Origin of the sequence: Roseateles cavernae (assembly GCF_040187885.1) — a bacterium.
Taxonomy (GTDB): Bacteria; Pseudomonadota; Gammaproteobacteria; order Burkholderiales; family Burkholderiaceae_C; genus Roseateles_E; species Roseateles_E cavernae.
In genome coordinates this window covers 368563-394467 of the sequence record NZ_JBDPLH010000003.1, presented here as the reverse complement: position 1 = coordinate 394467, position 25905 = coordinate 368563, and the positions used below count along the sequence as shown (strand labels likewise).

Here is a 25905-nt window from a genome sequence, read left to right as displayed (position 1 = left end):
TGATGCCCCGGATCTGGTCCAGGATCGGCTTCTACTGCGTCACCGCAATTTGCGACGAAGTGTATCTGCCTATCAGATCCAAAAGCAGCTCTTCGTCATAGGGCTTGCCCAGGTAGTGGTCGACACCGAGCTCCTGTGCGTAGTCCTTGTGCTTCTGCGCGATGCGCGAGGTGATCATGATCACCGGCAGGCCGGCCAGGCGCGCATCGGCACGCATATTGCGCACCAGATCGAAGCCGTCCATGCGCGGCATCTCGATGTCGGACAGCACCACCGCCGGCAGCTCGTCGCCGGACAGTTTCTCCATCGCATCCATGCCGTCCTTGGCCAGCTGCACCCGGTAGCCCTCGCGCTCCAGCAGGCGCTGAGTGACGCGACGCACGGTCAGCGAGTCGTCCACCACCAGCACCAGCGGTGCCAGCACCTCGGGCGCGTCCAGCGGCGAGGCCGCACTGACGGCCGCCTGCTGCGCATGGCTTTGCGCCGCCGCGCCGTACCAATGGGCCAGCGCCACCGGGTTGTAGATCAGGGCCACATCGCCGGAGGCCAGCAGGCTGATGCCGGCCAGGCCCGGCACGCCGCTGAGCTGCGGGCCGAGGTTCTTGATCACCACTTCCTGGTTGCCCAGCACCTCGTCGACATGCAGGGCCAGGCGCTGATGCGCGCTCTTGATGAAGACCACCGGCAGGCTGCGGCCCAGCAGCACGCCGCGGCCGCTGTGCTTCATCAGGCCGCCCAGCCAGTAGAAGGGCAGCGTCGTGTCGCCCTGCTGCAGACTGGCGCTGTTGTAGGCCTGCTCGACCTTGTCCAGCGGCAGGCGCTGCACCGATTCCATCAGCGCGGCCGGCACCGCGACCTTGTGCTCGCCATAGCGCAGCAGCACCACCTGGGTCAGCGCCGTCGTCAGCGGCACGCGCAGATCGAAGCCCGCGCCCTGGCCCGGTGTCGAATGGATGTCGACATAGCCGCCCAGCGTGCTGACTTCGGCCCGCACCACGTCCATGCCGACGCCACGGCCGGCCAGCTCGGTGACCTCGCTGGCGGTCGAGAAGCCCGGCGCGAAGATCAGCTCCATCAGCGCGCTGTCTTCCAGCTCGGCCCCTTGGGCGATCAGGCCCAGCATCTCTGCGCGCTCGCGGATGCGCGCAAGGTTCAGGCCGGCGCCGTCATCGCTGAAGGCCAGCAGCACCTCGTTGCCTTCCTGGGCCAGGCGCAGCGTGATCGTGCCGCTCTCGGGCTTGCCGGCGGCGACGCGCGCCTCGGGCGTCTCGATGCCATGGCTGAGGCTGTTGCGCAGCAGGTGCTCGAAGGCGCCGGTCAGGCGCTCCAGCACGCTGCGGTCCAGTTCGATATGGCCGCCGACGATGGTCAGCGTGGCCTGCTTGCCCGACTCGCGCGCCGCCTGGCGCACCACACGGTGCAGACGTTCGGCCAGGCTGGCATCGAACTCGACCATGCGGGTGCGCAGCAGATCGTCCTGCAGCTCGCGCGTCAGCCGCGACTGCCCGGCCAGCTCGTCCTCGCCCAGCTGCACATTGCGCTGCAAGGAGCGCTGCACGGTGGCCACGTCGTTGACCGACTCGGCCAGCATGCGGGTCAGTTCCTGGAAGCGGGTGTAGCGGTCGAACTCGAGCGGGTCGAAGTCGCGCCCGGCCAGCTTGGCAGCCTCCTGCTGCGAGCCCATCTGGCCCTCGGCCTGCACCTCCAGCTCGCGCAGCTGGCTGCGCAGGCGATCCAGGTTGTCGTCCAGATCGAGCAGCGCGCTCTTCATCTGGGCCAGCTCGGACTCCAGGCGCGCGCGCCGGATGCTGACCTCGCCGGCCTGGGTGGCCATGCGCTCCAGCAGCGCGCCGCGCACCCGCACCAGCGGCTGGGCCGACACAGCGGCGGCCTCCTCGGCCCCGGCCGGCAGGCCCCGGCCGAAGCGCGACCAGTCGATCTGCGGGCCGGCATCGAGCGTCAGCGGCTCCTCGACCACCAAGGCATCGTCCTCGACCAACGCAGCCACGGGAACCACGACGACCGGCTCGGCTTCCGGCGCGGGGGCCGGAGCCGGGGTCTCGGCAGGCCCTTGCTTGAGCCGGCGGCGCAGCTGCTCGAAGCTGGCTTCCAGCGCATCGGCCTGCGACTGCAGCTCGCGCAGATCGCCGCCATCCAGCTCGGGACGGCCCAGCAGGGCCTCGACGCTGGACTCCAGCTTGTGGGCCTGTTCGCCCAGCCCCATCGCACCGCTCAGGCGTGCACCGCCCTTGAAGGTGTGCAGCGAGCGCATGCAGGCATCGGCCCGGGCGCGGCTTTGCGGGCTGGCCAGCCAGTCGCGCAGGCTGGCATGCAGCTGCTCCAGCAGGTCCTGGGCCTCTTCCTCGAAAATCGGGAACAGCTCGGCATCGATGTCGTCGGGCTGTCCGCCGACAAAGCCGGCCTCGTCCTTGGCGGCCAGCTCGGCGCGGGCCGCGAAGTCCTGCGGCGGCTCCAAGCCCATGACCCCGGAGTCGACCAGCTCGACCGGTGCCGGCTGATAGTCGTGCAGACGCACCAGCAGATCGCCTTCGACCGTCTTCAGGAAACCGGCGGCGAACTGGTGCAGCAGGCGGCGCAGATCGTCGGCCGCGCCGACGAAGAGCTCGGCATCCTGCGCCTCGTAGGAGCCTGCCTGGGCGGCGCGGCCCAGCGCATGCTCCAGCGCGCGCGCCAGCGCCGACAGGTCCTCGAAGCCGACGGTGGCCGCATTGCCGGCCAGCGCATGGGCCAGCGCCTCGGCGTCGGCCGGCACCGGCACGGCCAGCTCCAGCGCCCATTCGGCCAGGATCGTCGAGAGCCGGCGCGACAGCTCGTCGGCCTCGTTGAGGAAGATATTGAACAGCGTGATGCTGATGCGCAGCGGACCGATGACCTTGACGCTGTCCTCCGCCTCGGGCTCTTCGATAGGCTCCGGCTCGGCGGGCGGCACCAGCTCCAGCAGCGGTGCCGCAGCGGAATGCAGCAGCGGCTCGACCTCGGGCTCGGGCTCACCCAGATCCAGGCGCAGCTCGAACTCGGGCAGCTCGAATGCCGGCGCGGCGCTCGGCGCGGTCGGCGGCAGCAGATCCAGCACAAAGCCGGCATCGTCGGCAAGCACCTCGGGCACGGGCAGGGCCTCCTGCTCGGGCACGGCTTCCGCTTCCGCTTCCGCTTCCGCTTCCGGTTCCGGCTCGGGTTCGGGTTCGGCTTCGGGTTCGGGTTCGGGCTCGACAGGCTGAGCCAGCTCCGGCTCGGCCGGCAACTCGGGCTCGCTGCTCAGCGGCACTGCCCCCGAGCTCGGCCAGTCCAGCGGCAGCACGCGGCCTTCCAGGCGCAGCGCATCGGCGCTGTTGCGCAGACCGTCGGGCTGGTGCGGGCCGGGCCGGCGGCTGGTGATCGCTTCACACCAGTCGGCCAGATAGTCCAGCGCCTCGGCGGTGAAGGCCAGCAGCGCCGGGTCGGCGCCGGTCTGCTCGCCGATGCGGGTGTTGTAGAGCTGTTCGCAGGCCCAGGCCCCTTCGCCGAAGGCGTTCAGCCCGACCATGCGCGAGCTGCCCTTGAGCGTGTGGAAGGCCCGTCGCACCGTGGTCAGCTGCTCCAGGTCGTGGTGATCCTGCTCCAGCAATGCCAGGGCCTCGCGGGCATTGGCGATCACCTCCTCGGCCTCCTCCAGGAAGATGGGCAGCATGTCCTCGTCGAGCTGCACCGAGCTTGCAACCGGCACGGCCGCCGGCGCCGGGGCATGCGCTTCGAGGAACTGGTTGAGCGATTGCGCGGCCTGGGCCAACGCGGTGTCGAGCTCGCCGTCAGCCACCGGGGCCAGGTCTTGCGCCGACGCGTCCAGCGCCAGCGGCAGGGTCGGCAGGGCCTCGTCGAGCAGGCGCTGGGCCGATTGCGCCGCATGGGCCAGGCCCGGCTCGTCGGCGGCGCGGGCCTGCTGCGACAGCCGCTCGAGATCGCGCGCCAGCTCCTCGGCCGGGCGCTCGCCATCGGCCGCAGCCTGGGCGGCCGCCTGCACCTGGCTCATCAGGCTGGGCTCGGCCGCGCTGTCCAGCGGCGGCAGGCTGACCGCATCGCTGCGCCGGCCCATCACCGCGTCGAGCCGGCCGGTGGCCTCGTCGAAATGGAACATGCGCTTGGCCAGCTGGGGCTGGACGCTGAGCATGTCGATCATGAATCCCAGCGCGCCCAGATTGTTGGCCAGGCGCTCGAACAGCTCACGCGGGCCGGCCAGCTCGGGATCGACCTCGGTATTGGCCAGCGCATCGACCTCGTCGCGCATGCGCACGGTGGCCTGGGCCGCCTGGTCCAGGCCCAGCACGGTCAGCACGCCGCGCATGGTCTGCAGCTGGCCCGGCACCGGGATCAGCACCTGGCGCTGGCTCGGGTTCCGGAAATACTCGTCGGCCAGGCGCTCGACCTCGGACAGGCTGGCGCGCAACTCGTGCACCACGCTGCCCAGAGTCTGGCGATCCGAGACGCGGCGGTACAGATCCTCCATCCAGGCTTCCAGCGGCGCCGGCGACTCACCATGCGAGACCGCCTCGACCCGCTGCGCCAGCCGGCGCACGCGCTCGGCCTGCTCGGGCTGGTCGAAGGCTGCATCGTCCAGCGCCGCCTCGACGTACAGCAGGCCGGTGGCCACTTCCATCGCCAGATCGGGCTTGGGCGGCTGGTTCGAGCGCAGGGTCGCGACGACCGCGCGCTGCAGCGTCTCGCCCAGCACCTCGCCGCTCGGGAAGAGCCGGCCCAGCGATTCGGCCAGGCCGGCGAACTGTTCGTCCAGGCCGGCCAGACGGTGGGTCTCGCCCTCGGCCGCCGAGGACCAGCTTTCCTTGGCCTGGCTGACACGCCGGCGCGCCTGCGCAACCCAGGCCGGGTCGATGCGACCCAGCGAATCGTCCTCGTAATTGCCGCCGGACTCCTCGCCAAGGCCATAGGCCTCGCGCACCGCCATCAGCCGCGCGGCGGCGGGATCGGGGCGCGCCTGGGCACAGAAGAACAGCAGATCATGGGCCAGGCGCTGCGAGGCCGCCGCGCCGCCGGCGCGCAGCTGCGACAGCAGGCGCGAGCCCAGCCGCTTGGCATAGGTATCGGGGTTCAGCAGGCCCTGGGACTGCGCCTGGTACTGCGCCGCTGCCAGCTGCCACAGGGTGCGCGCCTGCGAGGCCGTCAGTCCGGCCGCCAGACCGGCGCACAGATCGCTGAGCAGGGCCGCATGCTCGGGCTGCGGTGTGCGCATCTGCTTGAGCAAGGTGGCCTCGAAGGCGCGGCGCACGGCCTCCGGCGCCAGCGGCTTGGCCTGGCCATCTGCGGGCAGCTCGCGCCAGGCGAACTCCTGCGGCCACAGATCGGCCGGGTGGATGCGCTCGGCGCCGTTGAGCGTCTGCAGCTCGCGGTAAGGCGGGAACAGCGCCAGGCTGGAGGTCTTGTTGCCGGCCAGCAGGCGGGCCACAAAAGACAGCAGCGCAAAGTCGGCGCGCTCGATGATCTCGACCGTCGCAAGATCGATGTTCAGCGGCTGCTGGGCCAGGTTCTGCACCGCCGTCTCGGCGGCGCGCAGCACCGTGGCGCCGCCGGGCAGGCCCACCAGCACCAGCACGCCGGCGACCTGGTGCAGCTGGGCGGCGGCCGCCAGCAGCGGCGGGCTGGCCGGCGCGTCGATGCCCAGCACCGAGACCCGGCCATCGGCCTCGCGCAGAAAGCGGCGCAGCGTCTTGTGCACCGACTCCAGCGAGCGGCGCAGCTCTTCCTGCACCCAGGCCAGCGGGCTGAGATCGGCCGGAAACTCGGAATCGCGCGGGAGGTCCATGCTTGCCTTGTCGTCTATGCTGGGGCGGCGCTCAGGCGCTCAACCGATCTTGAAGCGGGACACCGAAGCGCGCAGGGCTTCGGCCGACCGCGACAGCTCGTGCACCATCTGGGCGGTCGAGCGCGTGCCCTCGCCGGTCTGTTCGGTCACGGCAAAGATATGCTGGATATTGGCGGCCACCTCGTTGGCGGCACGGGCCTCGCTGAGCGCCTGTGTCGAGATCTGCGCGATCAGTTGGTCCAGGCGGCGCGACACGGTGTCGATTTCTTCCAGCGCGCTACCGGCCGCATCCGACAGCTTCGTCCCCTGCACCACACCGACGGTGGAGCGCTCCATCGCCGCCACCGCATCCTGGGTGTCGGTCTGAATCGTCTTGACCAGCGCGGCAATCCGGCGCGTCGCGTCGCCGGAGCGCTCGGCCAGGCGCTGCACTTCCTCGGCCACCACCGAGAAGCCGCGACCGGCCTCGCCGGCCGAGGCGGCCTGGATCGCCGCATTCAGCGCCAGCACGTTCGTTTGCTCGGTAATGTCCGAGATCAGCTCGGTGATCTCGCCGATTTCCTGCGAGCTTTCGCCCAGGCGCTTGATGCGCTTGGAGGTTTCCTGGATGGACTCGCGGATCGAGTTCATGCCGCCGATATTGTTCTGCACCGCCTCGCGGCCGGTCTCGGCCGCCTGGCGCGACTGGCGCGCCACCTCGGCGGTCTGCTGGGCCTGGGCGCTCACCTCATTGATGCGGCCGGCCATCTGCAGCACGGCCTCGCCGGTGGCGCGGATCTCGTGCAGCTGTTCGGTCGAGGCGGCCAGCAGCTCGGTCGAGGTCTGGTCGACCTGGCCGGTGGTGTCGGTCACCCGGGCGGCCGTGCTCTGCACCTGGCTGACCAGGCTGCGCAGCTCTTCCACCGTGTAGTTCACCGAGTCGGCGATCGCGCCGGTGATGTCCTCGGTCACGGTGGCCTGCTGGGTCAGATCGCCCTCGGCCACCGCCTGCAGCTCGTTCATCAAACGCAAGATGGCCGCCTGATTGGCGTCGTTGACGCGCTTGGCTTCCTGTTCCTGGGCCTCGGCTTCGCGCTTTTGCGCCTCGGCCATCGCCGCCCGCTGGGCCTGGCCGGACACATAAAGCCGCAGGAAACCGAGCGCACCGACCACCAGCGCGGCCAGCGAGGCCAGCAGCAGCAGGCCGCTCCACCAGGTGATGCCACCACCGCCCTCCAGCTCGGCGGCGATCTGCTCCAGGTTGCGGCGCACCGGCTCGCTGTCGGCCAGGATGCTGGACTGGGCCTCGCGGGCCGACACCAGGCCCTGCAGATTCGACAGAATCGCGGCGGCCTGGGTGCGGGTGTCCTCGTACTGCTTGAGCAGGGTGTTCAGACGTTCACGCAGCTCCGGGTCGCGGGCGCCGGGCAGGCGCAGCTCGGGGTTGCCCTTGAGCAGGCCTTCGGTGATTTCCTTGAAGGTGTTCAAGTCCTTGCCGAGCAGGAACACCGCCTCGGGGCTGACGCCTTCCTGGGTCAGGAACTCGTTGGCGCTCTTGCCGATACGCTGGGTCAGCATCACCAGCTGGCCCACCGCCGAGATTTCGCCCAGCGAGGCGCCCTGCTGCAGCGACAGCGAGGCGACGGCCTCGGCGCTCTCCAGCAGGTCGGAGCTCTGGCGGTTGATGCTGCGCAAGGCCTGGCCCACCTGGGTCAGCACCTTCTCCTGGGCCAGCACCACCTTGCCGTTCTTGTCGGCCCGGGTGATCAGCGGCTCGACCTCGTCCAGGCCTTGCTGGACCGCCGCCTGGCCTTGAGCACCCTCGCGCAGCTGGGGCACGATGCCGGTCAGCACGCCGACGCTCTCGCGCAGCTCGCCGAAGGCCGCCGCATTGCCGACCAGGGCCGAGGACACCGACTTGGCCATGCGCTGCGACTGCATCAGCGCCTGGCCGGTGGCGCGCACCTGGGCCGAGCTGCGGTTGGCGTTGACCAGGATCAGGCTGACGCTGGCCGCCGTGCCGATCAGGCCGAAGGCCACCAACGCCGTCAGCACAGCCTGGCGCCCGCTCTTGGCCGCCGGGGCGAAGGCCGCCGCCGCGCCGCCTTCGGCCGCGACGGTGCTGGCAAAGGCGCTGCTGGTCTCGGGGAACTCGGTGCCGGCCAGCTCGGTCGGCACGGCCTCGGAAATGATGGAGGACTCGGAGCGCGCCGGCTCGCTGAGCGGCCCGCTGAGCGTGCCCAGAGGCATGGCGGCCGAGTGCGAAGACCCGGCGGACGTGGCGTCCTCGGTCTTGCCCAGATTCTTGATCTTGTCCAGGAAGCTCATCTCACCCTCGTGAAGTCGGTGGTTGACAGCGGCCGCTCAAGCGGCACGCTCAGGCCACAATCCGAAGAAACTGCTCGTGTCTGGCCAGCGCTTCCAGGTCTATCACCTGCCAGCGACGGCCCTCTTGATCGCGCATCACACCACCGGCAAAACGCGGCCGCGGCGTCGCCGCGTCGACGGTCTCGGCCTGCATCGCGCCGCGCAGGCCCAGCAGGCGGTCGACCATCAGCGCGCAGTTGATGCCCAGGTCGGGGTTGATCGCGATCAGCCGCGCCCCTTCCGAACGGGTCACCGCCGCCGCTTCGCGCAGGCCCAGAAAGGCCGCCAGATCGACCACCGTGTGCAGGCCGCCGCGCAGATTGGCCACGCCGAGCAGCCAGGGCTGGGCATAGGGCACGGTCTGCAGAGGCACCGGCGTGAAGATCTCGGAGGCTTGCAGCAGCGAGAACAGCAGCGGCATGCCGGCGCACTCGACCGCCAGCCAGCTCGCCTGCTGCGGCTGCTCGCGCGCGGCCTGCATGCGCTGCGCGAGGCGTTGCTGGAGTTCGCGCAGGGCTTGCTTATTGCTCATACGCGCTCAGCCGAGTGCTTTGATCTTGGCCAGCAATTCCTCTGACTTGACCGGCTTGACCACATAGTCACGCGCGCCCTGGCGCATGCCCCAGACCTTGTCGGTCTCCTGATTCTTGCTGGTGCACATGATCACCGGCACATCGGCGAAGCGCTCGTCACGGGTGATCGCGCGGGTCAGCTGGAAGCCGTTCTGGCCCGGCATCACGACATCCATCAGGATCAGGTCGGGTTTTTCCTCGGCCAGGCGCTTCATCGCCTCCTCGCCGTTCTCGGCGGTGCGCACCTCGTAACCGCGCTTGAGCAGCATCTCGCTGAGATGGTGCAACTCGGTCTTGGAATCATCCACCAGCAATATCTTCTGGATAGGCATCTCGTGCTCCTCGCGCTGCCTCTAAAGGGCATCCCTGTGGATTGAAGAATTCAGCCGGCGCGGCGGTGCTGCTGCACCGCCTGCAAAAGCTGATCCTTGGTGAAGGGTTTGGTCAGATAGTCCTGCGAGCCCACCATGCGGCCTCGCGCCTTGTCGAACAGGCCGTCCTTGCTCGACAGCATGATGACAGGCACGCCGGCAAACAGGGGATTGCGCTTGATGATGGCACAGGTCTGGTAGCCATCCAGGCGCGGCATCAGGATGTCGCAGAACACCAGATCGGGCTGGTAGTCGCTGAGCTTGGACAGCGCGTCAAAGCCATCTTCCGCCAGCACCACCTGGTGGCCGGCCTGCTTCAGAAAAATCTCGGCGCTGCGGCGTATCGTGTTGCTGTCATCGATGACCAGCACCTTGGAGATAACGCCCGCGCTCATGCCTGCCGGTGCCTGCGAGTCCAATGGAATTCTCCTAAAGCGAGGCCATGCCGTCGATCAATCAGATACGCACCATCTCGAAGTCTTCTTTGCGAGCGCCGCATTCGGGGCAGGTCCAATTCATGTCCACATCGGCCCAGGCGGTGCCCGCTGCAATGCCATGCTCCGGATCGCCGGTGGCTTCGTCATAGATCCAGCCACAGATCAGGCACATCCAGGTACTTGCTTCGGTCACGGTGGGATCGCTTGCTCACTACAATGCGAAGATTGTAGCCAGCCCGACTTTGCCCCCCATGGGGAGAGTAGGCACGGATGCAACAGCCATTTCGATGCTTAGCGGTGCTTAGTCACGCATTGTTTGGGTCCCTGGTAACAGGACCTTTCATCCCTTCCTGACCATGAGCACAGCAGACTTCCCCACCGACCCCGCCCTGCCCCCCGAAGAGCAAGAATCCCCCGCCCCGGCCTGCGTGATGAGCTTCAACGCCAGCGAGCCCAGCGGGGCCAGCGGGCTGGCCGGCGACATCGCCACCATCGCCGCGATGGGCGCGCATGCGCTGCCGGTCGTCACCGCCATCCTGCTGCGCGACACCGCCGAGGTGTTCGACCAGCATGTGCTGGACAGCGACACCGTGGTCGAGCAGGCGCGCAGCATCCTGGAGGACGTGACGATCACGGCCTGGAAGGTCGGCTTCCTTGGCAGCGCCGAGGGTGTCAGCGCGGTGGCCGAGGTCCTCAGTGATTACCCTGATGTTCCGCTGGTCGCCTATCTGCCCGCGATCTCCTGGCTGGACGAGGAGCAGCAGCAGAGCTATCTGGATGCCTTCCGCGAGCTGGTGCTGCCGCAGACCCATGTGCTGGTGGGCAACCACAAGACCCTGACCGATTTCCTGCTGCCCGACTGGGATGCCGACCGTCCGGCCTCGCCGCGCGAGCTGGCCGTCGCCGCCGGCCAGCATGGCGCCGAGCATGTGCTGGTGACCGGCATCACCCTGCCCAACCAGTTCATCGACAACGTGCTGGCCAATGCCCAGGGCCCGATCACCGGCGAGAAGTTCGAGCGCTTCGAGGTCAATTTCATCGGCGCCGGCGATACCTTGTCGGCCGCCATCGCCGCCTTGCTGTCGGTCGGTGCCGAGGTGCACAGCGCCGTGGCCGAGGCCCTGTCCTTCCTGGACCAGTCGCTCGATGCCGGCTTCCGGCCCGGCATGGGCAATGTGCTGCCCGACCGCTTCTTCTGGGCCCTGCCGCCCGAGGACGAGGAAGGCGCCGAGGCCACCCTGATCGACCCGCTGGAACCGCTGGTGGCCGACGAACCCCCGGGCCGGCCGCCCCGCCGCATGCACTGAGCGCCTGCATTGAATCTGTCTTTCCCGATCATGACCACGAATCAAGACCTGTTCGAGCGCTCGCAGCGCGTCATCCCTGGCGGCGTCAACTCGCCGGTGCGCGCCTTCCGCGCCGTCGGCGGCACGCCGCGCTTCATCAAGCGCGGTGACGGCGCCTATATTTTTGACGCCGAGGGCAAGCGCTATATCGACTACATCGGCTCCTGGGGCCCGATGATCCTGGGCCACGGCCACCCGGCCGTGCTGGACGCGGTGCTGAGTGCGGCGCGTGAGGGCTTCTCCTTCGGCGCGCCGACCGAGCGCGAGCTGGAGCTGGCCGAGGAGATCCTGAAGCTGGTACCCAGCATGGAGCAGGTGCGCCTGGTCAGCTCGGGCACCGAGGCGACGATGAGCGCGATCCGGCTGGCGCGCGGCGCCACCGGCCGCAGCAAGTTCATCAAGTTCGAGGGCTGCTACCACGGCCACACCGACGCGCTGCTGGTCAAGGCGGGGTCGGGTCTTGCCACCTTCGGCCACCCGACCAGCGCCGGTGTGCCGGCTTCAGCTGCGCAGGACACGCTGGTGCTGGAGTACAACAACATCGCCCAGCTCGAAGAGGCCTTCGCGCTGCATGGGCCCGAGCTGGCCTGCGTGATCGTCGAGCCGATTGCCGGCAATATGAACTTCGTGCGCGCCAGCGTGCCCTTCATGACCCGCATGCGCGAGCTGTGCTCTACCCACGGCGCGCTGCTGGTATTCGACGAGGTGATGACGGGTTTCCGCGTCGGCCTCGCCAGCGCGCAAGGCCACTATGCGGGCCTGATCCCCGGCTTCAAGCCCGATATCAGCGTGTTCGGCAAGGTCATCGGCGGCGGCATGCCGCTGGCCGCCTTTGGTGCCAGCCGCGACATCATGGCTCACCTCGCCCCGCTGGGCGGCGTCTACCAGGCCGGCACCCTGAGCGGCAACCCGGTCGCCACCGCCTGCGGCCTGGCCACGCTGCGCGAGATCCAGAAGCCCGGTTTCTTCGACGCGCTGAGCGCGCGCACCCGCAGCCTGGTCGATGGCCTGGTGGCCGTGGCGCGCGAGAACGGTGTGCCCTTCAGCGCCGATTGCCAGGGCGGCATGTTCGGCTTCTTCCTGATGAGCGAGCTGCCGCAGAACTACGCCACCGTGATGACGACCGACAAGGAGCGCTTCAACCGCTTCTTCCACGGCATGCTCAATGCCGGCGTCTACCTGGCACCCGCGCTGTATGAAGCCGGCTTCGTCAGCGGCGCCCACAGCGCGGCCGATATCGAGGCCACGCTGGACGCCGCCCGCAGCGCCCTGCGCTGAGATGGCGATCATGGCCCGCCGCTTCGATGCGGTGATCTTCGATATGGACGGTCTGCTGCTCGACTCCGAGCGACCGATCCGCGATGCCTGGCTGCGGCTGTCCTCGCTGACCGAGGCCGACTATCTGCTGACGGTAGGCCGCAACCGGCCGGACAGCCTGGCCGTGCTGACCGAGAAGCTGGGCAGCCTGTCGGAGGCCGAGCGCGTGTATGCGGCGGTCGATGCCGAGATCGCGGCGCAGTTCCAGGACCGCGGCTTCGCGCTGATGCCCGGCGCGCTGGCCCTGCTGCAGCGGCTGCAGGGTCTGGGCGTGCCGCTGGCCGTGGCCTCGTCGACGCGACACACCAAGGTGCTGGACCGGCTCGATGCCGCCGGCATCCGTCCCTTCTTCGGCCCCATCCATGGCGGCGACCAGGTGGCGCGCGGCAAGCCCCATCCGGACCTGTTCGAGCTGGCCGCGCGCAGCCTTGGCATCCATCCTGCTAAGGCCCTGGTGTTCGAGGATTCCAGCTACGGCGCCCAGGGGGCACTGACGGCGGGCATGGGCGTGGTCCTGGTGCCCGACCTGAAGCAGCCCGACCCGGCTATCGCCCCGCAATGCCTGGTGCTAGGCTCCCTGGACGAGGTCCTGCCCCGCCTGCCCTCCTGGTTTAGAGACAACTGATATGCACATCCACATCCTCGGCATCTGCGGCACCTTCATGGGCGGCCTGGCCGCGCTGGCCCGCGAGGCCGGCCACAAGGTGACCGGCTGCGATGCCAATGTCTACCCGCCGATGTCCGATCAGTTGCAGGCCCTGGGCATCACGCTGATCCAGGGCTTTGGCGCCGAGCAGCTGGCACTCAAGCCCGATCTCTTCGTGATCGGCAATGTCGTGACGCGCTCATCGGAAGGCCGCTTCCCGCTGATGGAAGCCATCCTCGACGCCGGTCTGCCCTACACCTCGGGTCCGCAATGGCTGGCCGAGCATGTCTTGCAGGGCCGCCATGTGCTGGCCGTGGCCGGCACCCATGGCAAGACCACGACCACCGCGATGCTGGCCTGGATTCTTGAGCAGACCGGGCTGGAGCCGGGCTTTCTGGTCGGCGGCGTGCCGCTGAATTTCGGCGTCTCGGCCCGGCTCGGCCAGGGCAAGCCTTTCGTCATCGAAGCCGACGAGTACGACACCGCCTTCTTCGACAAGCGCAGCAAGTTCGTCCACTACCGGCCGCGCACCGCGATCCTGAACAATCTCGAGCACGACCACGCCGACATCTTCCCCGACCTGGCCGCGATCGAGACCCAGTTCCACCACCTGGTGCGCACCGTACCGGCCAGCGGCCGCCTGGTCGTCAATGCCCGCGAGGACGCGCTCAAGCGCGTCCTCAGCCGCGGCTGCTGGAGCGAGGTGCAGCGCTTTGGTGCCCGCAAGGAAGAGCCCGGCGCGCTGCGCGCCCGTGGCGAGCCGCAGGCCTTCGACGTGCTGCGCGGCAGCCTGAAGGTCGCCAGAGTCGAATGGGCGCTGAGCGGCGAGCACAACCAGCTCAATGCGCTGGCCGCGATCGCCGCCGCCGAACACCTGGCCGTGCCGCCCGAGCAGTCGGCCGCCGCGCTGGCCACGTTCCAGAACGTGCGTCGCCGGCTGGAGCTGCGCGGCGAGGCCCTGGTTGAAGGAGGCAGCGTCAAGGTCTACGACGACTTCGCCCACCACCCGACCGCCATCCACACCACGGTCAACGGCCTGCGCCGCCGCATCGCGCCCAGCGAGCGCATCCTGGCCGTGTTCGAGCCGCGCTCCAACACGATGAAGCTGGGCACGATGAAGGCCCAGCTGCCCTGGTCGCTGGAAGAGGCCGATATCAGTTTCTGCCATCAGGGCAGCGTCGACTGGGACGCCAAGGAAGTGCTGGCGACCATGGGCGCGCAGGCCCAGGTCTGTGCCGACATCGATGCGCTGGTGGCCGCCGTCGTCCGGGCCGCCAAGCCCGGCGATCATGTGCTGTGCATGAGCAATGGCGGCTTTGGCGGCATCCACGACAAGCTGCTTAAGGCGCTGGCGCGGCCCTGAACCGGCCGTCGGTTCACGGCCGCGGCGCTACCATGCGCCCATCTTTGCCGACCTGGAAGCTTCGATGCCGTCCCTGCCCCCCGATGACGCCCCCGCCCTGCACGACAAGACCTTTGTGCTGCTGCTGGTGCTGGTGACCCTGGCCTTTGGCTGGATCCTCCTGCCCTTTTACGGCGCGGTGCTGTGGGGCACGGCGATGGCCATCGTGTTCGCGCCGCTGTACCGGAGCCTGCTCAAGCCCGCCAAGGGACGGCGCACGCTGGCGGCGCTGGGCGCCATCTTCATCGTGCTGCTGCTGGTGATACTGCCGCTGGCCCTGATCACCCTGTCGCTGGTGCAGGAGGGCACGGCGCTCTACGCAAAGAGCAAGTCGGGCGAGTTCAGCTTCACGACCTATGTGCAGCAGATCTATGCGGCGCTGCCGGCCTGGCTGACCCAACTGCTGGACCGCTTCGGCCTGGGCAATCTCAACCTGCTGCAGGACAAGCTGGTCAGCGCGCTGAACCAGGGCAGCCAGCTGCTGGCGAGCAAGGCCCTGGGCTTCGGCCAGGACACCTTCGACTTCGTCGTCAGCTTCTTCATCATGCTCTACCTGATGTTCTTCGTGATGCGCGACGGCGAGCAGCTGTCGCGCCGCATCCGCGAAGCGCTGCCCCTGCGCGCCACCTACAAGCGCATGCTGGGCGAGAAGTTCACCACCGTGATACGCGCCACGGTCAAGGGCAATATCGCGGTGGCCGCGCTGCAGGGTGCTTTGGGCGGCCTGGCCTTCTGGGTGCTGGACGTGCATGCGCCGGTGCTGTGGGCCGTGCTGATGGCCTTTCTGTCGCTGCTGCCGGCCGTTGGCGCCGGCCTGGTGTGGCTGCCGGTGGCGCTGTACTTCCTGGCCACCGGCAATATCGCGGCCGGCCTGGGCCTGATCGCCTATGGCGTGCTGGTGATCGGCCTGGTCGACAACCTGCTGCGGCCGCTGCTGGTCGGCAAGGACACCAAGATGCCCGACTACATCGTGCTGATCTCCACGCTGGGTGGCATGGCCGTGTTCGGGCTGAACGGCTTTGTGATCGGCCCGCTGATCGCGGCCATGTTCATCGCGGTCTGGGACATCGTCGCCACCGAGCGGCGCGGCCTGCACAACTAGCGGCCCCTGTCCCGCAGGCGACAGCGCGGCGGGCTTTTCTGTAGAGCCCCGCCTCTATCCCAGGGCCTTCACGCTTGGCGGTGCAGGCCCTGGGGGTTAGCCTTGTGCCACAAGACACAAGGAGACCTCTTTGGACCACAGCCTCACCGAGCGCCTGCAGCTCTGCCTGGAGTTGCAGCGCAGCGCTTTCCGCGCCGAGCCCATGCCCAGCCTGGCCACCCGGCTGGACCGGGTCGAGCGCGTGCGGGCGATGACGCGCCGGCATGCGGACGAGCTGGTCGAGGCGATCTCGCGCGACTTCGGCCATCGCGCCCGCCAGGAGACCTTGCTGGCCGATGTGTTCACGGTGGAGTCGGCGGCCCAGCATGCCAAAGCCCATCTGCGCGGCTGGATGAAGCCCAAGCGCATGCCCACCGCCCTGCATTTCCTGCCCGGCAGCAACCGGCTGATGCCGCAGCCGCTGGGCGTGGTCGGTGTGATCGCACCCTGGAACTATCCCTATCAGCTGGCGTTGAGCCCGGCGCTGGCCGCGCTGGCGGCGGGCAACCGGGTGCTGATCAAGCCCTCGGAGCTGACGCCGCTGACCTCGGCCCTGATGGCCCGCATCGTGGCCGAGCATTTCGCGCCCGAGGAGATGCAGGTGATCTGCGGCGACGCCGCGCTGGCCCGCGCCTTCGCGGCCCTGCCCTTCGACCATCTGTTCTTCACCGGCTCCACCGCCGTGGGCCGGCTGGTGGCCCAGGCCGCCGCGCAAAACCTGACCCCGGTGACCTTGGAGCTCGGCGGCAAGTCGCCGGTCATCATCGATGCCAGCGCCGATCTGGAGCGCGTCGCCGAGCGGCTGGCCTTCGGCAAGCTGCTCAACGCCGGCCAGACCTGCATCGCGCCGGACTATGTGCTCGCGCCCAAGCCCATGGTCGAGCCGCTGACCCAGGCACTGCAGCGGGCGATGCGCCGACTCTACCCAAGCATCGCCGGCAACCCCGACTACAGCAGCATCGCGACCGAGCGCCACCACGCGCGGCTGCAAGGCCTGCTCGACGACGCCCGCGCGCGCGGCGCCCGGCTGCTGCCCAGCCATGACGAGGCCCCCGAAGGCCGCAAGCTGGTGCCGCATCTGCTGCTGGACGTCAATGAAGAGATGGCGGTGATGCGCGAGGAGATCTTCGGCCCGCTGCTGCCCATCGTCGGCTGCGACGATGCCGGCGCCGCGATCGCCCATGTGCAGCGCCACGAGCGGCCGCTGGCGCTGTACTGGTTCGGCAGCGACGCCGCAGCGCGCGAGCGGGTGCTGCGCGAGACCCATGCCGGCGGCGTCACGGTCAACGACTGCATCTGGCATATCGGCCAGGAGGATCAGCCCTTTGGCGGCGTCGGCGCCAGCGGCCAGGGCGCCTATCACGGCGTCTGGGGTTTCAATACCTTCAGCGCGCTCAAGCCGGTGTTCACGCAGCCGCGCTGGGCCGGCACCCGGCTGTTCTACCCGCCCTATGGCGCGACTTTCGAGCGCCTGCTGGGCCTGCTGAAGAAGATCGCATGAGCGGCGCGACGATGACAGCCGAACACGACTATCTGATCATCGGCGGCGGCTCGGCCGGCTGCGCGCTGGCCGGCCGGCTCAGCGAAGACCCGTCCTGCCGCGTCACCGTGCTGGAGGCCGGCGGCGCCGGCGACAGCTGGGTGGTCAAGACGCCGTTTGCCGGAGTGCTGCAAATCCCCAGCAAGCTCAACAACTGGGCTTTCGAGACCGTGCCCCAGGCCGGGCTGAACGGCCGGCGTGGCTACCAGCCGCGCGGCCGGGTGCTGGGCGGCTCCTCGGCCATCAATGCGATGGTCTATATCCGCGGCCACCGCAGCGACTACGACGCCTGGGCCGCCGCCGGCAACCCCGGCTGGAGCTTCGACGAGCTGCTGCCCTACTTCATCCGCTCCGAGAACAACAGCCGGCTGGGTGCCCCCTGGCACGGCCAGTCCGGGCCGCTGCGCGTCAGCGATCTGCGCAGCGACAGCCCGCTGCATGCGGCCTGGCTGGAGGCCGCCCGCCACTGCGGCCATCCGGTGCTGGACGACTTCAATGCCGGCGAGATGGAAGGCCTGGGCGTCTACCAGGTGACCCAGCACGAAGGCGAGCGCTGGAGCGCCGCGCGCGGCTATCTGCACCCGCATCTGGGCAGCCGGCCCAATCTGCAGGTACTCACCGGCGTGCGCGTGCTGCGCCTGCTGCTGGAGGGCCGGCGCGCGGTCGGCGTCGAGATCCTGCAGGACGGCCACAAGCGCGAGCTGCGCGCTGCACGCGAGCTGGTGCTGAGCGCCGGCGCGCTGCAATCACCCCAGCTGCTGATGCTCTCGGGCATTGGCGACGGCGCGGCGCTGCAGCGCCTGGGCCTGCCGGTCACCCATCATCTGCCGGGTGTGGGCCGGAACCTGCACGACCACCCGGACTTTGTGTTTGGCTACCTGTCCGACAGCCTCGACACGGTAGGCATCTCGGCCAAGGGCGGCTGGCGCCTGCTGCAATCCATCGCCCGCTACCGGCGCGAGCGCCGCGGCATGCTGACGACCAATTTCGCCGAGTGCGGCGGATTTCTGAGCACCCGGCCTGGCCTGCCGGCGCCGAATATGCAGCTGCATTTCGTCGTCGCCCTGGTGCAGGACCATGCGCGCAAGCTGGGCCTGGGCCACGGCCTGTCCTGCCATGTCTGCCTGCTGCGCCCGCACAGCCGCGGCACGCTGAGCCTGGCCAGCGCCGACCCGCTGGCCGCGCCGCTGATCGACCCGGCTTTCTTGCAGCATCCGGACGATGTGCAGCAGCTGGTCGAGGGCTATCGCCTGACCCGCAAGCTGATGCGCGCGCCCAGCCTGAAGGCCTGCTGGACCCATGAGGCCTGGACCCGCGAGGCCCAGACGGGCGATAGCGATGCCGAGATCGAGGCCTTGCTGCGCCAGCGCGTGGACACGGTCTACCACCCGGTGGGCAGCTGCCGCATGGGCCGGGATGCGCTGGCGGTGGTGGACGCGGAGCTGCGCGTGCATGGCATCGAGGGTCTGCGGGTGGTGGACGCCTCGGTGATGCCCCAGGTGGTCAGCGGCAACACCAATGCGCCGGCCATCGTGATCGGCGAGAAGGCGGCCGATCTGATGCGCGGCCGCAGCGCGACGACACCGCAGGCACAGCACGATCTGGCAGCGCTCTGAGTACTGTCGGCATGAGGTCGGCCTAAGGTCGACATGAGGCCGGGGATAATCCCCGCATGTCATTGACCGAAGCGACGGGCCTGCTGCTGGCCTCCGTGGCGCGCCTGATCACCGGCGCCCAGGGCCACTGGAAGGGCTGCCCGCCCACCGCCGAACAGCGCATCTATTTCGCCAACCATCAAAGCCACTTCGACTGGGTGCTGATCTGGGCCGCGCTGCCGGCCGAGCTGCGCGCCGGCACCCGGCCGATCGCGGCCCGCGACTACTGGACCTCCAGCAAGCTCAAGACCTGGCTGACCTCGGCGGTGTTCAACGCCATCTATGTGAGCCGCACCCGCACGACACCCGATGAGGACCCGCTGGAGCCGCTGGTCGAGGCGCTGGGCAACGGCGATTCGCTGGTGATCTTTCCCGAGGGCACCCGCTCCAGCAAGGGCGAGCCGCAGGCCTTCAAGGCCGGGCTGTTCCATCTGGCCCAGCAGTTTCCGCAGGTGCAGCTGATACCGACCTGGATAGACAACGTCCAGCGCGTGATGCCCAAGGGCGAGATCGTGCCGGTGCCGATTCTGTGCACCGTGACCTTCGGCGAGCCGCTGCGCCTGATGCCGGGCGAGGACAAGCGCGACTTCCTGACCCGTGCCCGCGACGCCGTGCTGGCTCAGCGACCCACACAGGAGCGTGCTTGATGAAAGCGCTGCGCCTGATGAACGCCGGCGACCAGATCGCGCTGCTGTTCCTGATCCTGTTCGGCCTGCTGGTGCTGATCACCGCCGGAGGTTTTCTCTATTCGCTGCGCAGTGCCGCGCGCAGCGAAGCGGCCGAGAACAACTGGCGCCAGTTCCGCCGCGACCTGAATGCCACCTGGGTCGGCTCGCTGCTGTTCTGGGCCGCCTGGGTCTCGGGGCCGCTGGGCGCAACCCTGCTGTTCGGCGTGCTGTCCTTTCTGGCGCTGCGCGAGTTCATCACGCTGATGCACACCCGGCGTGCCGACCATCGCAGCCTGATCCTGGCCTTCTTCGTGCTGCTGCCGCTGCAGTACGCGCTGGTTGGCAACCGGCATTTCGATGTGTTCAGCGTGCTGATCCCGGTCTACGGCTTTCTGGCCATCCCGGTGGTCAGCGCGCTGGCCGACGACCCGCAGCGCTTTCTCGAACGCAATGCCAAGATCCAGTGGGGCATCATGGTCTGCGTCTACGGGCTCTCGCATGCGCCCGCCCTGCTGCTGCTGGACTTCAAGGGCTACGAAGGCCGCGGTCCCTTCCTGCTGTTCTTCCTGGTGATGGTGGTCGGTGTCGGCCAGATCGTCCAGGAGGTGGCCAGCCGCTCGCTGCGGCGCCGGCCGCTGGCGCGCCGCATCAGCCGCAGCTTCTCGCTGCGGGCCTGGTGGCTGGGCCTGCTGGCGGCAGCCGTCACCGGCACCCTGCTCTACTGGATCACCCCGTTCAAGGCCGGCCAGGCCCTGGTGATGGCGGTGATCGCGGCGGCCGCCGGCACCATGGGCGGCCTGGTGATGAAGGCGCTCAAGCGCGACGCCGGCGTGGTCTACTGGGGCAACCGCAGCTCCATCACCGGCGCGGTGGGCCTGCTGGACCGCATCGCGGTGCTGTGCTTCGCGGCCCCGGTGTTCTTCCATTCGGTGCGCTGGTACTTCAAGCTCAATCTCTGAACATGCGCATTCTCGGTATCGACCCAGGTCTGCAGACCACCGGCTTCGGCGTCATCGACGCCGACGGCCCGCGCCTGAGCTATGTGGCCAGCGGCACGATCAAGACCAGCGCGGTCGCCACCGGCGATCTGCCGGCGCGGCTGAAGATCCTGTTCGACGGCATCCGCGAGGTCGCGGCCACCTACCAGGCGCAGTGCGCGGCAGTCGAGATCGTCTTCGTCAACGTCAACCCGCAATCGACCCTGCTGCTGGGCCAGGCCCGCGGCGCGGCGCTGACGGCCCTGGTCAGCTGCGACCTGCCGGTGTCCGAGTACACCGCGCTGCAGATGAAGAAAGCCATCGTCGGCCATGGTCATGCGAAGAAGGAGCAGGTGCAGGCCATGGTGCAGCGCCTGCTGGCCCTGCCCGGCGAACCCGGCAAGGACGCCGCCGATGCGCTGGGCCTGGCCATCATGCATGCCCATGCCCGCGTCTCCTTCGAGGCGATGAGCCGCAGCACCACCTTGCAGCGCCGCCAGCACGCACAGTTCAAGGGCAGCCGGACGTATTGAGCGACTCTCGCCGCCGGCCGCTTGACACCGTAGCGACTCCAGGCTTTCCAATGCAGGCATCGACCAAATGATTGATTGGAGCTCCGATGTCCGCCCATTGCTGTGAACACGACACGCCGCCGGCCAGCCAGATTCTCAATCTGGGCCGCTACCGCAAGATCCTGTGGATCGCGCTGGCGGTCAATGCCGCGATGTTCCTGCTGGAGATCACGGCCGGCATTGCCGCCGGCTCGCTGTCGCTGCTGGCCGATGCGATCGACTTCGCCGGCGACGCGCTGAACTATGCGGTGTCGCTGGCGGTGCTGGCCTCGGCCCTGGCCTGGCGGGCTCGCGCAGCGATGCTGAAGGCCGCCAGCATGATGGGTTTCGGGCTTTATCTGCTGGGCCATGCGCTCTGGGCGGTCTGGCACGGCCAGGTGCCGGATGCGCCCACGATGGGGGCCGTGGCGCTGCTGGCGCTGGCGGCCAACGTCGCGGTGGCCTGGATGCTGTACGCCTTTCGCGAGGGCGATGCCAATATGCGCAGTGTCTGGCTGTGCTCGCGCAATGACGCGATCGGCAATCTGGCCGTGCTGGCGGCGGCCGCCGGCGTCTTCGGCACCGGCAGTGCCTGGCCCGACTTGGCCGTCGCCGGCCTGATGGCCACGCTGGCCCTGCATGGCGGCTGGCAGGTGCTGCGCCAGGCCCGCAGCGAGCTCGGTCATGGCGGCGGCCCTGCGGCGCATGCCCATGACCATGGGCATTGAGCGGCGGCGTGGCGTAGCATCAGGCTTCGTTCTCGCGGAGTCCCCATGTTCGGCATTGCAGACTACGGCGCCTTTGTCGTCGCCATCATCGTCTTCCTGATGATTCCCGGCCCGGGCAATCTGGCCCTGATCTCGTCCACCGGCAAAGGCGGTTTCAAGGGCGGGCTGGCCGCGACGCTGGGCGTGATCGCCGGCGATCAGGTCTTGATGTGGCTGGCGGTGGCCGGCGTTGCCGCCTTGCTGGCAGCCTCGCCGCGTGTGTTTTCCGGCGTGCAGTGGCTGGGCGCGGCCTATCTGGCCTGGCTGGGCTGGCGCATGTTGCGCGCCAAGCCGGGCGACGCGCCGGTGCTGCAGATCCGGCCGCGCCAGTATTTCCAGCAGGCCCTGCTGATCACCTTGCTGAACCCCAAGGCCATTGTGTTCTATATGGCCTTCTTCCCGCTCTTTGTCGACCCGGCGCGGCACCAGGGCCTGGCGACCTTCGGCGCGATGGCCGTGACGATTGCGCTGCTGACCCTGGCCTATGGCCTGGTCGTCACGCTGCTGACCCAGCATCTGGCGGCCCGGCTGCGCAGCAATCCGCGCATCGGCCAATGGCTGGAGCGCCTGGCCGGCACCGTGCTGATCGGCTTCGGGCTGAAGCTGGCGCTATCGCGCTGAGCCACAAAAAAAGGCGGTGCCTCTTGGCACCGCCCCTGGCGACGAGGCTTGTGGCCTCAGGCTTGCTGCTGCTGACGGCGACGGCGCGCGATCGCACCGAGCGCGGCCAGGCCGGCCAGGCTCATCGCCCAGGTGCCGGGTTCGGGGACGGCGCTGATGGTGTAGCTGCCAAAGCCCTCGCCCAGCGGGGTCTGGTAGCCCACATAGGCCAGGCCGAAATCGACCTGGCCGTCGACCAGGGCCAGGGTGCTGCCGTTGGCCGAGAACAGCCCGCTGAGGCCGACAAACTGACCGAAGGCGAAGGCCGCCTGGGGGCCGACCGGCACGGTGGCCGACGAGAAGCTCTGGTTCAGTGCATTGAGGGTCCAGCCACTCAGATTCACCAGCTCGTACTCGACACCGGTCACCAGCGAGTCTTCATAGCTGAACTGGCCGGCGAAGGTTTGGCCGAGCAGCGGGCCATCATCGAGTTGGCCGCTGAAGTTGAAGCTGGCGGCCTGGGCATTCAGGCCCGCCAGGACCAGGGCTGCAGCGAGCAGGGTTTGACGCATCATCATGATTGCTTCCTTTGACTGAGTCGGGTCAGAACTTGTAATTGGCGGCCGTCAGTGCGGCGCAGCCGACGCCCTTGAGCAGGGCCATCGTGCGGGTCTTCAGCGGACCGACACTGCCGTCGGTATCAATGCCGACCAGGGCGCCGCCTGCCGAGTTGGTACAGGTGATATGGCCGCTGGCCAAGGGATCGGCGCTCACCACGTTCGTCGCCTGCAGCAGCTTGGTGAAGACCAGCTGATCCTGGGCCGGTGCGAAGTCGGTGATCGTGTCGATACCGTCCAGTGCGCTGCTGAAGACAAACTGGTCGCGGCCGGCTCCGCCGGTCAGCGTGTCGGCGCCTGCACCACCCTCGATCTGGTCATCACCGGCCGTGCCGACGATGGTGTCGCGGCCGGCCGTACCGGCCACCTGCTTGACCAGGTTCAGCCCCAAGACCACCGGATCATGGTCGGAGGACTTATAGGCCGTCGGCTGGTAGTAATCGGGGCCGCAGGCCGCGCAGGCGGGCTGCTTGAACTCGAGGTTGTAGTCGATGATCAGCGGCTCGTCGGCATTGATATGCCACTCCTTGGCCGAGACAATCTTGGCGCTGAGCGCGGCGGTGGACAGCACATGATCGAGCCGGCCGGCGAAGCCGTCGAACACATAGCTGTAAGCCACAGGGTCGAAGCGGCCGACCTGGTCAACGAAGGCACCGTCGCCGGTCAGCGCGTGGATAGGATCCTCCTGCGCGTAGGCGTTGAAGTCGCCCAGCAGGATCACGTCCGGGGTACCGGCTGCGGCCTGCACCTGGCCGACAAAGCTGCGCAGACGCTGGGCCTGCTCGACGCGGGTGGCGTTCCAGCAGCCCTGGCCGTCGCCCTGGTCGCCGTCGATGCCGCCCGAGGGGCAGCTGCCCTTGGACTTCAGGTGGTTGACGGCCACCGCGAAGCGCTCGCCATTCGGTGCGGCGAAGCCTTGGGCAAAGGTCGGACGGTTGTTGACCTCATGCGTGTCCGACAGCGGCGCGCCCTGCAGGCTCAGGCGGCCCGGCTTGTAGAGCATGGCCACGCGGATCGCGTCGGTGCCGGTGTCCAGCGCGCCCTTGGGCACGACCTGGTAGACCGTCGAGCCCAGCTTGGCATTGATCGCATCGGCCAGGTTCTGGGCCGCGACGTCGCCGTTGTTCTGGATCTCCATCAGGCCGACCACATCGGCATTGATCGCGCTGAGCGAGGCCACCAGCTTGGTCTGCTGGCGCTGGAACTCGGCCAGGTTGTTGGCGCCGCGGCAGTTGGAGGCCGAGCTCGCACCGCCCAGCGTGCAGCCCTGGCCGCTCTGGCCGGAGGCGGTCTGGCCGTTGGTGAAGGTGGTGAAGTAGTTCAGCACATTGGCGCTGGCCACCGTGTAGTTGCCGCCTGCGGCAGCGGGCGCGGCGGTGCGCGGGTTGCTGCGCTCGAACTGCACCGGCGCGGTGGGCTGCAGCTTGTACATCGCCGCGCCGTTCGAGGCGGCGGTGGCCAGGCCGAAGTCGATCACACCGGTCAGCGACGCGGCCGTGTCACCGGCGCGCACCGTGTTGTCGGCGGCCAGATAAGGCGTCGGGTTCGGGTTCTGGAGCGACAGATTGTCGTCCAGCAGCAGCATGCGGCGCGCGTTGGCGCTAAACAATGCCTGCGCCTCGGGTGTGCCGGGACGGTGCACATTGGTCGGGTTCAGCAGACGGCCGCCGGCGGCGATGGTCAGCTGGCCGTAGCGGCCCAGGAAGTAGTTCTGCTGGACCATCACCGGGCCGGCCAAGGTCACCAGCATGCCCTCATAGGCCTCCAGGCCGTCGTCGCCCAGCGCGGTCAGGTCGACCTCGACCGGCGTGATCGCGTGGCCGCTGCTCAGCACGGTGATGGATGTCGGCGTGATCAGCTGGGTGATCGGACGGGCCTGAGCGGCCGGGCTGCTGGCACCGGCGATGAACTCGGACACCTTGGCCGTCAGGCTGATCTCCTGGCCGAGCTGGGCGCTGTTGGCGGCGGCCGTGTAGACAAAGATGCCGTCCGAAGTCGCGTTATTGCCGTCGCCGAGCTTGTCCTGCAGATAGAAACCGGTGCTGGTGACATGGGTCACGATGCCGCGGGTGCTGATGGTCTGGTCCTTCAGCGGGCTTTGCGCGCCGCTGCCCTGGATCGTATAGATCGCCACCGGGGTGCCGACCGGCGGCGGGTCTTCGCCACCACCGCCACTACCGTCGCAAACGTTTGGTGATGAGGCGGAATTGCGCGGCGCAGCGATGCCGGCGCTGAAGTCCGCGCTGTTGACGTTGGTGTCGGTACAGCCGTTCCCGGCGCGCTGTGCGGCGGTCGTGTTGCTCAGGCCGGGAGCGGGAGCGCCCTCGACTGCGGTGCTGGCATTGCCGAAGCTGACCGCATCGACCAACTGGCTCGCGCTCGGGTTGCTGATGGCAAGCGCTGCCGGGCCGGGCACCAGCGCCACCTTGCCGGCGGTTCCGCTCATCGCCGCCAAGCCGATATGGTCGGGAGTCGGTAGCGCCTGGGTACCGCCGGTGCCCGCAGCCATCTGGATCAGAAAGTAGCGGCCGGGCTGCAGCGTGTAGTTGGGCAGCAGCGTCAGCGCGCCGGTCGAGGTGCCGAAGGTGCCCGCGCTGGAGGCATATTGCACCGACCAGCCATTCAGGCTGACCGGGTTTTTGCCGGCATTGAAGAGCTCGACGAAATCATGCGTCAGCGTCGCGCCGTTATTACCGCCACCGCCATAAACCTGGCTGATGACAACACCGCTGACCGAAGCCAGCACCGCCGGCGCGGCAAACGCCGTCAACAGCAGGGAAACAAGAGGTTTGAGTTTCATGATGGAATGGGGAGGACACAAAACAAAGGCCAATTCCTCGCCAAAGGCGGCCGGCGAACGCCGGGATTGCTGGCAACCCGGCTTCGCGCCGACTCTGCGAGCAGCGCGTGCCAGGATGCTAGCGGCAAGATATGACAGCAGAAGACACCGTAAACGCGGGGGTAGCCGATGGAGCAGCGGGCTTGACAGGCGTCCCTACAGGGTCTGCCCGGAGCAAACAGCGGTGAAATTTGCGGCGTCACGCCATGCGCCCCAAAACGTTTGCGCAAACCCTGAAAAAAGCGCTTCCGGGCTTGATTTCCTAGGGTTTGTACGAAACTCCATCGCCGCCCGAAAACCC

General features: G+C 68.5%; 20 protein-coding genes. 12 read left to right on the top strand and 8 right to left on the bottom strand.

The genetic code is table 11. The features are described 5' to 3' along the window. Positions 1-31: 31 nt before the first annotated feature. The 6 genes from ABGI63_RS12425 to ABGI63_RS12400 all read right to left on the bottom strand — a co-directional run bounded on the left by ABGI63_RS12425 (position 32) and on the right by ABGI63_RS12400 (position 9710). Positions 32-5812 (bottom strand): hybrid sensor histidine kinase/response regulator, encoded by a 5781-nt coding sequence (locus ABGI63_RS12425; protein WP_349742703.1) that lies wholly within the window; start codon positions 5810-5812, stop codon positions 32-34. A 39-nt stretch (positions 5813-5851) separates the two neighbouring features. Continuing rightward, on the bottom strand, positions 5852-8119 hold the full coding sequence (locus tag ABGI63_RS12420; RefSeq protein WP_349742702.1) for a methyl-accepting chemotaxis protein: 2268 nt from the start codon (positions 8117-8119) through the stop codon (positions 5852-5854). A gap of 49 nt (positions 8120-8168) precedes the next feature. Then, a complete protein-coding gene (locus ABGI63_RS12415; RefSeq protein WP_349742701.1) occupies positions 8169-8690 on the bottom strand; it encodes a chemotaxis protein CheW in 522 nt (173 codons plus the stop codon). A gap of 6 nt (positions 8691-8696) precedes the next feature. Beyond that, positions 8697-9062 carry a response regulator gene (locus tag ABGI63_RS12410; RefSeq protein WP_137943167.1) on the bottom strand — a complete coding sequence of 122 codons (366 nt, stop codon included), beginning with the start codon at positions 9060-9062 and terminating at the stop codon, positions 8697-8699. A gap of 50 nt (positions 9063-9112) precedes the next feature. Then, positions 9113-9496 (bottom strand): response regulator, encoded by a 384-nt coding sequence (locus ABGI63_RS12405; RefSeq protein WP_137943168.1) that lies wholly within the window; start codon positions 9494-9496, stop codon positions 9113-9115. A gap of 61 nt (positions 9497-9557) precedes the next feature. Next, entirely contained in the window at positions 9558-9710 is a 153-nt protein-coding gene (locus ABGI63_RS12400) for a rubredoxin (protein ID WP_349742898.1), read from the bottom strand. Positions 9711-9894: 184 nt separating this feature from the next. Here ABGI63_RS12400 and thiD point away from each other — a divergent pair, with 184 nt between their 5' ends. From thiD to ABGI63_RS12340, 12 genes are all read left to right on the top strand, one after another. Continuing rightward, positions 9895-10845: a bifunctional hydroxymethylpyrimidine kinase/phosphomethylpyrimidine kinase gene (thiD, locus tag ABGI63_RS12395; RefSeq protein ID WP_349742700.1), complete on the top strand. Its 951-nt coding sequence runs from the start codon at positions 9895-9897 to the stop codon at positions 10843-10845. Positions 10846-10875: 30 nt separating this feature from the next. After that, positions 10876-12162 (top strand): glutamate-1-semialdehyde 2,1-aminomutase, encoded by a 1287-nt coding sequence (gene hemL, locus ABGI63_RS12390; RefSeq protein ID WP_349742699.1) that lies wholly within the window; start codon positions 10876-10878, stop codon positions 12160-12162. Between the two features lie 10 nt (positions 12163-12172). After that, positions 12173-12826, top strand: a complete 654-nt coding sequence (locus tag ABGI63_RS12385; RefSeq protein ID WP_349742698.1) for an HAD family hydrolase — start codon at positions 12173-12175, stop codon at positions 12824-12826. A gap of 1 nt (position 12827) precedes the next feature. Continuing rightward, positions 12828-14210 (top strand): UDP-N-acetylmuramate:L-alanyl-gamma-D-glutamyl-meso-diaminopimelate ligase, encoded by a 1383-nt coding sequence (mpl, locus tag ABGI63_RS12380; protein WP_349742697.1) that lies wholly within the window; start codon positions 12828-12830, stop codon positions 14208-14210. A gap of 64 nt (positions 14211-14274) precedes the next feature. Further along, a complete protein-coding gene (locus ABGI63_RS12375) occupies positions 14275-15351 on the top strand; it encodes an AI-2E family transporter (protein WP_349742696.1) in 1077 nt (358 codons plus the stop codon). 130 nt (positions 15352-15481) lie between these two features. After that, positions 15482-16891 carry a coniferyl aldehyde dehydrogenase gene (locus ABGI63_RS12370; protein ID WP_349742695.1) on the top strand — a complete coding sequence of 470 codons (1410 nt, stop codon included), beginning with the start codon at positions 15482-15484 and terminating at the stop codon, positions 16889-16891. Positions 16892-16902: 11 nt separating this feature from the next. Further along, complete coding sequence (locus ABGI63_RS12365; protein ID WP_349742694.1) at positions 16903-18546, top strand: GMC family oxidoreductase; 1644 nt, start codon at positions 16903-16905, stop codon at positions 18544-18546. Positions 18547-18602: 56 nt separating this feature from the next. Continuing rightward, the gene (locus ABGI63_RS12360; protein ID WP_349742693.1) at positions 18603-19232 is read left to right on the top strand and encodes a lysophospholipid acyltransferase family protein; all 630 of its coding nucleotides are present in this window, start codon (positions 18603-18605) and stop codon (positions 19230-19232) included. Further along, positions 19232-20212 (top strand): phosphatidate cytidylyltransferase, encoded by a 981-nt coding sequence (locus ABGI63_RS12355; RefSeq protein ID WP_137941625.1) that lies wholly within the window; start codon positions 19232-19234, stop codon positions 20210-20212. The genes ABGI63_RS12360 and ABGI63_RS12355 overlap by 1 nt, the downstream gene beginning before the upstream one ends. Before the next feature lie 2 nt (positions 20213-20214). Beyond that, positions 20215-20763, top strand: a complete 549-nt coding sequence (gene ruvC / locus ABGI63_RS12350) for a crossover junction endodeoxyribonuclease RuvC (RefSeq protein WP_137941624.1) — start codon at positions 20215-20217, stop codon at positions 20761-20763. A gap of 86 nt (positions 20764-20849) precedes the next feature. Then, entirely contained in the window at positions 20850-21509 is a 660-nt protein-coding gene (locus tag ABGI63_RS12345) for a cation efflux transmembrane domain-containing protein (RefSeq protein WP_349742692.1), read from the top strand. A gap of 45 nt (positions 21510-21554) precedes the next feature. After that, positions 21555-22169, top strand: a complete 615-nt coding sequence (locus tag ABGI63_RS12340) for a LysE family translocator (RefSeq protein ID WP_349742691.1) — start codon at positions 21555-21557, stop codon at positions 22167-22169. A gap of 56 nt (positions 22170-22225) precedes the next feature. Here the strand turns inward: ABGI63_RS12340 and ABGI63_RS12335 are convergent, their stop codons facing one another. Together ABGI63_RS12335 and ABGI63_RS12330 are read right to left on the bottom strand one after the other, a co-directional pair. Continuing rightward, a complete protein-coding gene (locus ABGI63_RS12335) occupies positions 22226-22726 on the bottom strand; it encodes a PEP-CTERM sorting domain-containing protein (RefSeq protein ID WP_349742690.1) in 501 nt (166 codons plus the stop codon). Between the two features lie 25 nt (positions 22727-22751). Next, complete coding sequence (locus ABGI63_RS12330) at positions 22752-25565, bottom strand: ExeM/NucH family extracellular endonuclease (protein WP_349742689.1); 2814 nt, start codon at positions 25563-25565, stop codon at positions 22752-22754. Between the last annotated feature and the right edge of the window lie 340 nt (positions 25566-25905).